Source organism: Thiomonas sp. OC7, assembly GCF_900634595.1.
Classification (GTDB): Bacteria; Pseudomonadota; Gammaproteobacteria; order Burkholderiales; family Burkholderiaceae_C; genus Thiomonas; species Thiomonas arsenitoxydans.
On the sequence record NZ_LR131954.1, the window covers coordinates 19,733 to 31,833 of the forward strand.

The 12,101-nt window shown below is 60.8% G+C and carries 11 protein-coding genes and 1 pseudogene; 8 read left to right on the forward strand and 4 right to left on the reverse strand.

Annotation, left to right across the window (positions count from 1 at the left end; genetic code table 11):
- Window positions 1-31: 31 nt before the first annotated feature.
- A complete protein-coding gene (locus BIO17B3_RS18955; RefSeq protein WP_156055332.1) occupies window positions 32-172 on the reverse strand; it encodes a hypothetical protein in 141 nt (46 codons plus the stop codon).
- Here BIO17B3_RS18955 and BIO17B3_RS18960 point away from each other — a divergent pair.
- From BIO17B3_RS18960 to BIO17B3_RS18985, 7 genes and pseudogenes are all read left to right on the forward strand, one after another.
- Window positions 171-371, forward strand: a complete 201-nt coding sequence (locus BIO17B3_RS18960) for a stability determinant (RefSeq protein WP_112484322.1) — start codon at window positions 171-173, stop codon at window positions 369-371. The two genes, BIO17B3_RS18955 and BIO17B3_RS18960, sit on opposite strands and share 2 nt — an antisense overlap.
- A gap of 2 nt (window positions 372-373) precedes the next feature.
- Window positions 374-496: a hypothetical protein gene (locus BIO17B3_RS19400; protein WP_255421413.1), complete on the forward strand. Its 123-nt coding sequence runs from the start codon at window positions 374-376 to the stop codon at window positions 494-496.
- A gap of 58 nt (window positions 497-554) precedes the next feature.
- Window positions 555-1,064 (forward strand): annotated as a pseudogene (locus BIO17B3_RS18965) (IS1595 family transposase); the annotation flags it as partial.
- 378 nt (window positions 1,065-1,442) lie between these two features.
- Window positions 1,443-3,122: a DDE-type integrase/transposase/recombinase gene (locus BIO17B3_RS18970; RefSeq protein ID WP_013124600.1), complete on the forward strand. Its 1,680-nt coding sequence runs from the start codon at window positions 1,443-1,445 to the stop codon at window positions 3,120-3,122.
- Between the two features lie 2 nt (window positions 3,123-3,124).
- Window positions 3,125-4,033, forward strand: a complete 909-nt coding sequence (locus BIO17B3_RS18975) for a TniB family NTP-binding protein (RefSeq protein ID WP_013124601.1) — start codon at window positions 3,125-3,127, stop codon at window positions 4,031-4,033.
- On the forward strand, window positions 4,030-5,247 hold the full coding sequence (locus BIO17B3_RS18980; protein WP_041109345.1) for a TniQ family protein: 1,218 nt from the start codon (window positions 4,030-4,032) through the stop codon (window positions 5,245-5,247). The genes BIO17B3_RS18975 and BIO17B3_RS18980 overlap by 4 nt, the downstream gene beginning before the upstream one ends.
- Before the next feature lie 60 nt (window positions 5,248-5,307).
- Window positions 5,308-5,922 carry a recombinase family protein gene (locus BIO17B3_RS18985; protein WP_013124603.1) on the forward strand — a complete coding sequence of 205 codons (615 nt, stop codon included), beginning with the start codon at window positions 5,308-5,310 and terminating at the stop codon, window positions 5,920-5,922.
- Between the two features lie 87 nt (window positions 5,923-6,009).
- Here the strand turns inward: BIO17B3_RS18985 and BIO17B3_RS18990 are convergent, their stop codons facing one another.
- The 3 genes from BIO17B3_RS18990 to BIO17B3_RS19000 are packed head-to-tail and all read right to left on the reverse strand — an operon-like array spanning window position 6,010 to window position 11,468.
- Window positions 6,010-7,926, reverse strand: coding sequence for a cytochrome c/FTR1 family iron permease (locus tag BIO17B3_RS18990; RefSeq protein ID WP_049774732.1), 1,917 nt, complete (start codon window positions 7,924-7,926; stop codon window positions 6,010-6,012).
- 48 nt (window positions 7,927-7,974) lie between these two features.
- A complete protein-coding gene (lspA, locus tag BIO17B3_RS18995; protein ID WP_013124605.1) occupies window positions 7,975-9,066 on the reverse strand; it encodes a signal peptidase II in 1,092 nt (363 codons plus the stop codon).
- A complete protein-coding gene (locus tag BIO17B3_RS19000) occupies window positions 9,063-11,468 on the reverse strand; it encodes a heavy metal translocating P-type ATPase (RefSeq protein ID WP_062791214.1) in 2,406 nt (801 codons plus the stop codon). Before BIO17B3_RS19000 ends, lspA begins: the two co-directional genes overlap by 4 nt.
- An 85-nt stretch (window positions 11,469-11,553) precedes the next feature.
- Between BIO17B3_RS19000 and cadR the strand changes: the two genes are divergently transcribed.
- Entirely contained in the window at window positions 11,554-11,973 is a 420-nt protein-coding gene (cadR, locus tag BIO17B3_RS19005; protein ID WP_013124607.1) for a Cd(II)/Pb(II)-responsive transcriptional regulator, read from the forward strand.
- The last annotated feature ends 128 nt before the right edge of the window (window positions 11,974-12,101 follow it).

Below are 12,101 nucleotides of genomic sequence, written 5' to 3' on the forward strand. Positions count from 1 at the left end.
GTCGGGACGGCCGGCGCGATGGAAAGGCCGGTCAGCGCGGTGGCAGCGCGGCTTGGCGAGCGGCGGAATCCGCATGATTGGACAGTTCGATTCCTTCTGTCTTGTTCGCGTAAGTCCCATGCAGCGCGTCGTACTGGATTTGCGAGCCATTCTGGCGTAACTTGTGGGCCATGAATGCCGTCCTATCCCCCATTGAATCTGAGTTCGCCACGCAGGAAGAGGCGCAGGCGCATGATGCTTGGTTTCGTCAGCGCGTCTTGGAAAGCCTGGCCGACACGCGCCCGGCTGTGCCGCACGATCAGGCCATGGCCCGTATCCATCAGGTGATTGCCGATGCAGCGGCACGCCGCCAGGCCAAAGACGCCAGCTAGGCATGCTGCCGATCTACTGGAGGGAATCTGCCCTCGAGGGCTTAGCCACCATCACTGCTTTCATCGCCGCGCGCAACGAACCCGCTGCCGTAGCCCTGGCCGATCAAATCGAAATATGCCTCTGAACCGTTTTCAGTTTTTCCTGACTAACCCTTCATGATCAATGTGATAAGGGGTTGAATCATGAAAGCGACAGAAACCAACCTGCTGGAGTGGCAGAAACGGTATGGAACGGAAGAAGCCTGCGCCCAAGCGCTGGCGCGGCAACGCTGGCCGGAAGGGTTCCGTTGCCCGCGCTGCGGGCATGATCATGGCTATGTCATCAGCACGCGCCATTCCTGCGAATGCTCCAAGTGCCATTACCAGGCCTCGCTCACGGCGGGGACGCTGTTTCACTCCACCAATCTGCCCCTGGCCAAGTGGTTCTGGGCGATCGACCTGGCGGCCTCGGACAAGGGTGGCATTTCCGCCGTGCGTCTTTCCAAACAAATCGAGGTTTCCTGGATCACGGCCAGCCGGATGTTGCGCAAGATCCGCATGGCCATGGGACACCGGGACAGCATCTATCGGTTGCACGACCTGATCGAGATCGACGATGCCCTGGTGGGCGGCCGCCGCAGCGGAAAGCGCGGACGCGGCGCCGCGGGCAAGTCCGCAGTGCTGGTGGCGGTCGAGAACCGGGACAAGCGGGCACCTCGAAAAACCGCCCGGACGCTGGCATGATGTTGCCTGTGTCGGGGGCATGAGGAAGTGGAGATGATCAAGGTCAGTCTGTTCGCGGAGCAAGAACGCGAAACCAAGTTGGACAAGATCGGGGACGCGTGCGCGATGTCATTTTCAGAAGACGAATGCACCAGTTAATTAGGTGTGGCGGCTGTTGTGCGGCCAGCTCCTGACAGTCCAATATCAGAAGTGATCTGCACCAATCTCNGTCATTTTCAGAAGACGAATGCACCAGTTAATTAGGTGTGGCGGCTGTTGTGCGGCCAGCTCCTGACAGTCCAATATCAGAAGTGATCTGCACCAATCTCGACTATGCTCAATACTCGTGTGCACCAAAGCGAGGTGAGCATGGCGACCGACACCCCACGGATTCCCGAGCAAGGCGTGGCCACTCTGCCTGATGAGGCTTGGGAGCGTGCGCGCCGTCGTGCGGAGATCATCGGCCCGTTGGCGCAGTCGGAGACGGTCGGGCACGAAGCGGCCGATACGGCGGCTCAGGCGCTGGGCTTATCTCGGCGGCAGGTGTACGTTCTGATCCGGCGTGCCCGGCAAGGCAGCGGCCTCGTGACGGATCTGGTGCCCGGCCAGTCCGGTGGCGGGAAAGGCAAGGGGCGCTTGCCGGAACCGGTCGAGCGCATCATCCGCGAGCTACTGCAAAGGCGGTTCCTGACCAAGCAGAAGCGCAGCCTGGCGGCCTTTCACCGCGAAGTCACTCAGGTGTGCAAGGCTCAAAAACTGCGAGTGCCGGCGCGCAATACCGTGGCCTTACGGATCGCTAGCCTTGACCCGCGCAAGGTCATTCGCCGGCGGGAAGGCCAGGATGCCGCTCGTGACCTACAAGGTGTTGGCGGCGAGCCTCCTGCCGTGACCGCGCCGCTGGAGCAGGTACAGATCGACCATACGGTCATCGACCTGATCGTGGTCGATGAGCGCGACCGGCAACCGATTGGCCGCCCGTACCTGACCCTCGCCATCGACGTGTTCACCCGCTGCGTGCTCGGCATGGTCGTCACGCTGGAAGCACCGTCTGCCGTTTCGGTTGGCCTGTGCCTCGTGCATGTCGCCTGCGACAAGCGTCCTTGGCTGGAAGGGCTGAAGGTGGAAATGGATTGGCCGATGAGCGGCAAGCCCTTGCTGCTCTACCTGGACAACGCGGCCGAGTTCAAGAGCGAGGCCCTGCGCCGGGGTTGCGAGCAGCATGGCATCCGGCTGGACTATCGTCCGCTGGGACAGCCGCACTATGGCGGCATCGTGGAACGGATCATCGGCACGGCGATGCAGATGATCCACGACGATCTACCGGGAACAACCTTCTCCAACCCGGACCAGCGCGGCGACTACGATTCCGAAAACAAGGCTGCCCTGACGCTGCGCGAGCTGGAGCGCTGGCTCACATTGGCGGTAGGCACCTACCACGGTTCGGTGCACAACGGCCTGCTTCAACCACCGGCGGCGCGGTGGGCCGAGGCCGTGGCGCGTGTCGGCGTGCCGGCCGTCGTCACCCGCGCCACGGCGTTCCTGGTTGATTTCCTGCCCATCCTCCGTCGTACGCTGACCCGCACCGGCTTCGTCATCGACCACATCCACTACTACGCCGATGCGCTCAAGCCGTGGATAGCTCGGCGCGACCGCCTGCCTGCGTTCCTGATCCGGCGCGACCCGCGCGACATCAGCCGTATCTGGGTGTTGGAACCGGAAGGGCAGCACTACCTGGAAATCCCCTACCGCACCTTGTCGCACCCGGCGGTCACGCTGTGGGAACAACGACAAGCTCTGGCGAAATTGCGTCAGCAAGGGCGCGAGCAAGTGGATGAATCGGCGCTGTTCCGCATGATCGGCCAGATGCGCGAGATCGTGACTGCCGCGCAGAAGGCCACGCGCAAGGCGCGGCGCGACACGGATCGACGCCAGCATCTCAAGGCGTCGGTTCCGCCGAACAAGCCGACGCCGCCGGAAACTGATGTTTCCGACCCGCAGGCAGACAAGCAGCCTCCGGCAAAACCTTTCGACCAGATTGAGGAGTGGTAGCCGTGGACGAATATCCCATCATCGACCTGTCGCACCTCTTACAGGCGGCGCAGGGATTGGCCCGGCTGCCGGCGGACGAGCGCATCCAACGCCTTCGCGCCGACCGCTGGATCGGCTATCCCCGTGCGGTCGAGGCTCTGAACCGGCTGGAAACCTTGTATGCGTGGCCGAACAAACAACGCATGCCCAACCTGCTGCTGGTTGGCCCGACCAACAACGGCAAGTCGATGATCGTCGAGAAATTCCGGCGCACGCATCCGGCCAGTGCCGACGCCGACCAGGAGCACATCCCGGTGCTGGTCGTGCAGATGCCATCCGAGCCGTCGGTGATCCGCTTCTACGTCGCGCTGCTCGCTGCGATGGGCGCGCCCTTGCGCCCACGCCCACGGTTGCCGGAAATGGAGCAATTGGCATTGGCCTTGTTACGTAAGGTCGGTGTGCGTATGTTGGTGATCGACGAACTACACAACGTCTTGGCCGGTAACAGCGTCAACCGCCGGGAATTCCTCAATCTACTGCGCTTCCTCGGCAACGAGCTACGCATCCCCCTGGTCGGAGTCGGCACGCGCGACGCCTACCTGGCCATCCGCTCGGATGACCAATTGGAAAATCGGTTCGAGCCGATGATGCTGCCGGTGTGGGAGGCCAACGATGATTGCTGCTCGCTGCTGGCCAGCTTCACGGCTTCGCTCCCGCTGCGCCGCCCCTCGTCGATTGCCACGCTAGACATGGCTCGCTACCTGCTCACACGCTGCGAGGGCACCATCGGCGAACTGGCGCACCTGTTGATGGCGGCGGCTGTCGCTGCCGTGGAAAGCGGTGAGGAAGCAATCAACCACCGCACGCTCAGCATGGCCGACTACACCGGCCCAAGCGAGCGGCGACGACAGTTCGAGCGGGAACTGATGTGAAGCCAGCGCCGCGCTGGCCGCTGCATCCGGCTCCCAGAGAAGGCGAAGCCTTGTCTTCGTGGCTCAACCGCGTGGCCCTTTGCTATCACATGGAAGTGTCCGAGCTGCTGGAGCACGATCTTGGTCACGGCCAGGCTGATGACATGGATACCGCGCCACCACAGTCGCTGCTGACAATGCTCTCCCGGCGGAGCGGCATCGAGCTGGATCGGCTGCGTTGCATGAGTTTCGCCGGCTGGGTGCCTTGGTTACTGGACAGCCTTGATGATCAGATTCCTGACGCTTTAGAAACCTATACGTTCCAGCTCTCGGTGTTGCTGCCGAAACTCCGCCGTAGGACGCGATCTATCACGAGCTGGCGCGCCTGGCTGCCCAGCCAGCCATTACATCGCGCCTGTCCACTCTGCCTGAACAATCCGGCAAACCAAGCCGTATTGCTTGCGTGGAAGCTGCCCCTGATGCTGAGCTGCCCGCTGCATGGGTGCTGGCTGGAATCGTATTGGGGCGTGCCTGGGCGGTTTCTCGGCTGGGAAAACGCCGACGCCGACCCACGCACGGCCAGCGACGCGATTGCGACGATGGACCGGCGTACCTGGCAGGCACTGACGACCGGCCATGTTGAGCTGCCGCGCCGACGCATCCACGCCGGATTGTGGTTTCGGCTGCTACGCACGCTGCTTGATGAGCTGAACACCCCGCTTTCGGCGTGCGGAACCTACGCGGGGTATCTCCGCCTGATCTGGGAACGCTGTGGGTATCCGCTGCGTGCTGGGCAAAGTCTGTGGCGACCGTATGAAACCCTGAACCTAGCAGTAGGGTTGCAGATGCTGGAGGCTGCGGCAACGGCAATCAGCTTGATCGAGGTGAGGGATATAAGCCCGCCTGGCGAGCATGCAAAGCTATTCTGGTCCGAGCCCCAAACCGAGTTCACCAGTGGCCTGCCGGCGAAAGCGCCGAAGCCCGAACCCGTCAATCACTGGCAACGTGCAGTCCAGGCCATCGATGAAGCCATCATTGAAGCGCGGCACAACCCCGAGACGGCACGCTCGCTGTTCGCGTTGGCTTCCTATGGTCGGCGCGACCCAGCTTCCCTGGAACGGTTGCGAGCCACCTTCGTGAAGGAAGGCATCCCGCCGGAATTTCTGTCACATTACGAGCCTGATGGACCCTTTGCATGTCTTAGACAGAATGACGGGTTAAGTGACAACTTTTGACGGCCTGAGCTTTCCGGCGCACACTGTCACATAATCGAACGTATATGTGACAGGTATGACATGCTGATCGGCTACATGCGGGTATCGAAGGCGGATGGCTCCCAGGCCACTGACTTGCAGCGCGACGCGCTGATCGCTGCCGCCATCGATCCGGCGCATCTTTACGAAGACCAGGCATCCGGCAAGCGCGAGGATCGTCCCGGCTTGGCGAGCTGTTTGAAGGCGTTGCGTTCAGGGGATACCTTGGTCGTATGGAAGCTCGACCGGCTCGGGCGCGACCTGCGCCATCTGATCAATACCGTGCACGATCTGACCGGGCGCGGCGTTGGCCTCAAGGTTCTGACCGGCCACGGAGCCGCCATCGACACGACGACCGCTGCTGGCAAGCTGGTTTTCGGCATCTTCGCCGCACTGGCCGAATTCGAGCGCGAGCTGATCGCAGAGCGCACAGTAGCGGGCTTGGCCTCGGCGCGGGCGCGCGGCAGGAAAGGCGGTCGGCCTTTCAAAATGACGGCCGCCAAGCTGCGCCTGGCGATGGCGGCAATGGGGCAGACTGAAACCAATGTCGGCGACCTGTGCCAAGAGCTCGGTATCACGCGACAGACCTTGTACCGGCATATTTCTCCCAAAGGGGAATTGCGCGCGGATGGAATACGACTGCTGTCCAAGGTGTAAAAGAAAAACTGGCCTCTACATGGTCAGCACGGATTCGAGGATGAAGGCGCTCATCGCGGCATCAATTCACCTATTCACGCCGTCAAATCAGCTTTTTTGTACTGCCATTTGACGCGATGACCGCAAATTGATTGTAAAGGCCACCACAACGATGAATAACACAGCGAATTGCGCTGAGAGTGTTTGCCACGACGGATAGATGCCCAGCAGATCAATGCGTGGGATCGATATTGGGCTGGTATGCAATAACCCTGCTTCTTGCAGACCTGCGATGCCCTTGCCTGCCAAGACCACGGCAAGTATGGCCACCAGCAGTGAGCTGGCAGCGAAGAACTGGCCAATCGGCAGGCGCGCACTGGTGCGCAGCAGTATGACTGCCAGCAGGGCCAGGATTCCCATGCCAGTGCCCAAGCCCGCCAGCAGGGGCCAGCCATTTCCTTCTGTCCAGAGCGCTGCGTAGAACAGCACCGTCTCGAACACCTCACGGTAGACGGCGACGAAGGCCAGCGAAAACAAGAACCATGCCGTGCGCTTGTTCAGCGCCGACGACAGCTTTTCCTTGAGGTAGACCTGCCAACGACCGGCAACGCTCTTCTGGTGCATCCACATGCCCACACCCAGCAAGACCACGGCGGCAAAGAGTGACGAAAAGCCTTCCGTTAGCTCCCGGCTTGCCCCACTGACGCCGACCAAGTAAGTTGCCACTGCCCATGTAATGCCGCCTGCGGCCAGCGCGGATGCCCAGCCTGCATGCACGTAGATCAATACGTCTTTCCGTTCGGCTTTCTTGAGAAACGCCAGCATGGCAACGACCACCAGCAGGGCTTCCAATCCTTCACGTAGCAAGATGGTTAACGCACCGATGAAGGCCGCCACGGCATCGTCGTCGGAGGGAGCAAGCACCTTGTCCGCTTCATCCAGCAAGCCGCGCAAATGCAGCTCCGCTGTCTGCACATCGGCAGGCGAACCATTGGCTATCAATGCCCGGTAGGACACCATCGCGGCTTCGATCTTCTCGAACAGCGGCCGATTGCGAGTGGCCAACGCCGGTTCGACCGGCTCGAAGCCATCGAGGTAAGCAGACAAGGCTAGCTTGGTCGCACCTGCACGGTCGTCAGCCAGCAATGCCGTCACGCTCTCACTGAGTTTGGCTTTGGCAATCGCGGTGCCCTTCGGACTGCTGATATTCAGCGCGCTCGGATTGGCGCGCAAATAGGCCGTCAGGGCTCTGGCGGAAGGCTCATCCAGCCTGTCCGCCAAGACATGCTCAGATGTTTGCGTCAGCACATCCAGACTGACGAGCGTCTGGCGAACCTGCGCGTTGGCTTGCCAGAGCTTGGCTCCTTCGTCCTTGTCGCTTTGCGTATAAGGTAGCGTGCCAACAAAGAACGCCAATGCCCATCGGTCTTCATCCGACAACGCGCCAAAGCCCTGCATAGCGGTGCCCTGGACACCGTTGCTGATAATTTGGTGTAGCGCGAATAAGCTGCGCTCGCGCGCCCGCATGTGATCGGCCAGCGCGGTCGGCTTGGGGTTGAGGGATGCCGCTAGGGGGCCATCACCGCGCCCTTGCTGACCGTGACAGGCCGCACACTGGGCCTGAAACAACTGCCCTCCCTTCGCTAAGACCGGCATGGCAGTCGGTGCGACTGGAAACGGGTACGCCTTTTGCACCGCACTGGACAGCGCGTGCGCCAGTTTTGCTACGCTGGCCGGATCGGCTTTGGCAGCTACCGCAGCACGCAAAGCGGTCGCTTGTTGCAACAAGCGACCCTTGTCGGTCTGGTCAGGTAATTCTCCCAGTTGACGTTCGGCTGTCGCTGAAAATTCCTGCATTTCAGCGTACTCCGACGATTTCAGGACCACACCGTTGGCTACCGCGCCGCCGTAATCGACGGCGACGTAGTCCAGAAGTTGCCAAATCTGTTTGGCTTTGAGTTCGGTGGTGTTGGCTGCGTAGCTTGGCCCGCCGATTAACGAGCAAATCGCCAACAGCAAAGCCATCAGCCAGCGATAGGGTAATCGGCAGGGCATGGGAATTCTCTGGTTAAATCATTGAGAATGATTATAATTCGCAATTGATCCTGTGTCCATCCTCTTTTCCCGGGTCTGCATCTGCATGATGAGCAAAGCAGCGCCCGACGTGATCGCCACGTCAGCGAGGTTGAAGGCGGGCCAGTGCGCGAGCCGCCAATGGAAGTCGAGGAAATCAACCACCTGTCCACGCAACATGCGATCCGCCACATTGCCGAGCGCACCACCAAGGATCAGGCTGTAGCCCATCGCTTCGAGACGTGGCCGTTGCTGGCACAGCATGCGACCCAGCCAAGCAGAAACAACCAGACCCAACGTGATGAAAAAGTAACGTTGCCAGCCGCCAGCGTTCGCCAAAAAGCTGAACGCCGCACCCGGATTCAGGACGTGAACGAGGTTGAAAAACGGAGTGATTTCGACTTGCTCACCGTAGGCAAACGTGCGAATGATGGCGAACTTGGTAAGCTGATCTGTCATGACAATAGTGGCGGCCACGGTGAACCAGATCCAGGCCGACGTGCGACGAGCCGATTGCCATACAGAGGCGGCCAGCGGAAGCAGCCACCGGGCGAGTGCCGTGCAGCTCCATCCCAGCGCCCACCCCGCCAACACATCCGCCGGGAAGTGCATTCCCGCAGCGATGCGCGACCAGCCGACCAACGTGGCATATAGCACCAAGCCGACGCGACCATGGCGGCCCATCAACGGCCAGAGTGCACCGACCACCAGCGCGGCATAGGTGGCATGCCCGCTGGGCAGGCTGTAGTGAAGCTCTTTGTCCCCGATGACGCGCACCAGCTCGCCAAGGACGGCAGGCGGGCGTGGAAAGTCGAACCATAGCTTCAAGACGGTGGCGACCAATAACGCCAGCAAGAAGGCCGCGCTAAAACCAATAAGGCGATGCCGAACGGCCGTGCCACGCGCCGCGTTAGTAGCCGATTTCGACCACCACCACAGACCCAACAGCATCAGCGGCGCTGTCCAGTAACTTCCCACGAGGCTAAAGAACCATGCCAGTGGTTCCAGCGTGGCGGGCGTGCCTGTGTTAATGACTTGAAACAACGCGATGTTCAGGCCACCCCAGTCATAGAGAAAGAGTTTCCAGCTCATCGACGCAACAGCCTCAAGCCGTTGCCGACAACAAGCAAGCTGGCACCCATATCGGCGAACACAGCCATCCACATGGTCGCGTGACCCGTGAAAGTGAGCACCAGAAATACCGCCTTGATGCCAAGGGCCAGCACAATGTTTTGCATCAGCACCTGTGCTGTCGCACGCGACAGACGCACGAAGGTCGGAATCTTGCGCAGGTCATCGTCCATCAGGGCCACGTCGGCGGTTTCAATGGCGGTATCTGTGCCTGCCGCTCCCATTGCAAAGCCAATGTCCGCACGCGCCAAGGCCGGTGCGTCGTTGATGCCATCACCGACCATGCCAACCTTGCCATTTCTGGACAATTGCTCCACTTCGCGCAGTTTGTCGTCAGGCAGTTGGTTGCCTTGCGCACGGTCAATGCCAGCTTGTGCGGCAATGGCCTGGGCCGTGTGGGGGTTATCGCCGGTCAGCATCACGGTGTTGATGCCCAGAGCATGCAGCTCGGCGATGGCTCTCCTGCTGCTGTCCTTGATGGTGTCCGCAACGGCGAATAAGGCATGTACCCCTTTTGCGCCTACCAACATCACGACGGTCTTGCCTACGGTTTCCAGCGCCGCGATGCGCTGCTCCAGCTCTGGTGTGCACTGCCCCAGCTCTTCAAGCATTCGGTGGTTGCCCAGATAGTAGGTCTCCCCGTCGATTTGGCCTTGCACACCCCGACCGGGCAGCGCGCTGAACTCGGCCACGTCGAGCAAGGCAACTCCATCCCGCTGCGCAGCCTGTGCCACCGCCTTGGATACAGGATGATCGGAGCGGGCCGCCAAACTGGCAGCGATACAGCGGCTATCGGAGGCGAGTGCGTTGCCCCATGCGACAAAATCGGTTTGTGCGGGCTTGCCGTGAGTGACCGTGCCGGTCTTGTCCAGAGCCAGCCAGCGCAGCTTGCGGCCTTCTTCCAGATAGACACCGCCCTTGACAAGAATGCCGTGGCGGGCAGCGGCGGCCAAGCCGCTGACGATGCTGACCGGCGTGGAAATCACCAGGGCGCATGGGCAGGCAACCACCAGCAGAACCAGTGCACGGTAAATCCAGTCCATCCATGCCGCGCCCATGAGAAGCGGGGGTAGCAGTGCGACGGCAATGGCTAGGGCGAACACGAGAGGCGTGTACCAACGGGCGAACTGATCGACAAAACGCTGGGTCGGTGCACGGCTACCTTGTGCAGCCTCTACTGCGTGAATGATGCGGGCCAAAGTGGAGTTGCTGGCCAAGGCAGAGACGCGGTACTCGAAGGAACCAGATTCGTTGATCGTGCCCGCAAACACCGGATCGCCGGGGGACTTCTCGACCGGGAGGCTTTCGCCCGTGATCGGGGCTTGGTTGACCGTGGAGCGTCCGTCTAGCACCTCGCCATCGAGCGCGATGCGCTCACCCGGTTTGACCCGGACTCGGCTGCCAATGGCGATTTGCTTGGCACTTACCTCTCGCCAAGTGCCGTCAGGCTGCTGCACCGTGGCCTGCTCCGGGGTCAGGTCGAGCAGTCCACGGATGGCGTTACGGGCGCGATCCAATGACTTGGCCTCGATCACCTCGGCCAGCGCGAAGAGCACCATTACCATCGCAGCTTCGGGCCAGTGGCCGATGAACATAGCACCCGTGACGGCAATCGACATCAGGGCGTTCATGTTGAGGTTACGGTTCTTGAGCGCGATCCAGCCCTTCTTGTAGGTGGACAGCCCCCCCGTCAAGACCGCGACAAGCGCCAGAATGACGACTGACCAATGATTGCCGTCGTGGAACCAGTAGACCGCTTCGGCCGCCGATGCAGCGATGAGGGAAATGCCGAGCGGCCACCAGTTGGTCGGCGTTGTCACAGGGGACGCGGATGGCGACGCGGCCACGGCCTTGTCCTCGACCTGCGCCTCGAATCCGAGTGCTTGTAGTGCCACAAGCACATCCGGCAGAACCCCGTCAGCATGGCGTACCGACAACGTGCGCTGCATCAGGTTGAAATCGAGATTGGCAACCCCGGCCACGGTGCCGAGCTTGTTGCGGATCAACGCCTCTTCGGTCGGGCAATCCATCTTGGCAATGGACAGCTTGGTCGTCTGCCCGGCCGACGCCTCATCCATGCGCACAGCTTGCATGCCGATGGCCTTCAGTGCCTGCTCAACGGGAGACAGCGAAGGCAATTCGTGCCGCACGGCCAAGGTACGCTGCATCAGGTTGAACTCAAGACCAACCACACCCGCCAGCCCAGCCAGCTTGCCTCGGATCAGCGCCTCTTCCGTGGGGCAATCCATGTTCTCGATGCGGTACACCGCTTGAGCCGATCCGGTTGCCAGCGGGGCTTGTGCCGTGGGTTGGATGATTGGCCCAGTCGAGCAGCCACACCCCTTTGAAGCGCATTCGCTCATGGATAACTCCTTCAAATCGTCTATTCAGCCTCCATTAAAAACTCTATAGTCGCTATAGAGTCAAGTGAAAAATGGAGATTGAGGCATGGAAATCAGAATTGGCGACCTCGCCAAGCGCTCTGGGTGCGAGGTCGTGACCATCCGCTACTACGAAAAGGAAGGGCTGCTGCCGAAGCCAGCGCGAAGTGGTGGCAACTTTCGGTTGTACAGCGATGTGCACATCGAGCGTTTGCAGTTCATTCGTCATTGCCGTTCGCTTGACATGACGCTGAGCGAAATCAGGATACTGCTGGGCCTACGAGATAACCCTGCTCAGGACTGCGGCGACGTCAATGCACTACTGGATGTCCATATTCGTCAGACCGAAGAGCGCGTGGAAGCGCTGTTGCAATTGAAGCGGCACTTGCTCTCGCTGCGTGAAAAATGCTCGGGCGCTCGACGAATAGAGGCATGTGGCATCTTGCAAGGTTTATCAGATTGCGATCATCCGGGATGCAACGCATAGCATGAAGTGTCTCGCACGCCGACATTGGCCTGCGATTTTGGGCTCGTGAGCGGCCTGCCTAATTGGCATCGGAGAAGGTCGTGCGGCTGACTTCTGATATTCCGTGCTGTCGTCTTCTGAAAATGACA

Excerpts from the sequence above, each read along its gene's own strand:
- BIO17B3_RS18955 (WP_156055332.1), bottom strand. The coding sequence starts at position 172 with ATGGCCCACAAGTTACGCCAGAATGGCTCGCAAATCCAGTACGACGCG.
- BIO17B3_RS18960 (WP_112484322.1), top strand. The coding sequence starts at position 171 with ATGAATGCCGTCCTATCCCCCATTGAATCTGAGTTCGCCACGCAGGAA.
- BIO17B3_RS19400 (WP_255421413.1), top strand. The coding sequence starts at position 374 with ATGCTGCCGATCTACTGGAGGGAATCTGCCCTCGAGGGCTTAGCCACC.
- lspA (WP_013124605.1), bottom strand. The coding sequence starts at position 9,066 with ATGAGCTGGAAACTCTTTCTCTATGACTGGGGTGGCCTGAACATCGCG.
- BIO17B3_RS18970 (WP_013124600.1), top strand. The coding sequence starts at position 1,443 with ATGGCGACCGACACCCCACGGATTCCCGAGCAAGGCGTGGCCACTCTG.
- BIO17B3_RS18985 (WP_013124603.1), top strand. The coding sequence starts at position 5,308 with ATGCTGATCGGCTACATGCGGGTATCGAAGGCGGATGGCTCCCAGGCC.
- BIO17B3_RS19000 (WP_062791214.1), bottom strand. The coding sequence starts at position 11,468 with ATGAGCGAATGCGCTTCAAAGGGGTGTGGCTGCTCGACTGGGCCAATC.
- BIO17B3_RS18990 (WP_049774732.1), bottom strand. The coding sequence starts at position 7,926 with ATGGCTTTGCTGTTGGCGATTTGCTCGTTAATCGGCGGGCCAAGCTAC.
- cadR (WP_013124607.1), top strand. The coding sequence starts at position 11,554 with ATGGAAATCAGAATTGGCGACCTCGCCAAGCGCTCTGGGTGCGAGGTC.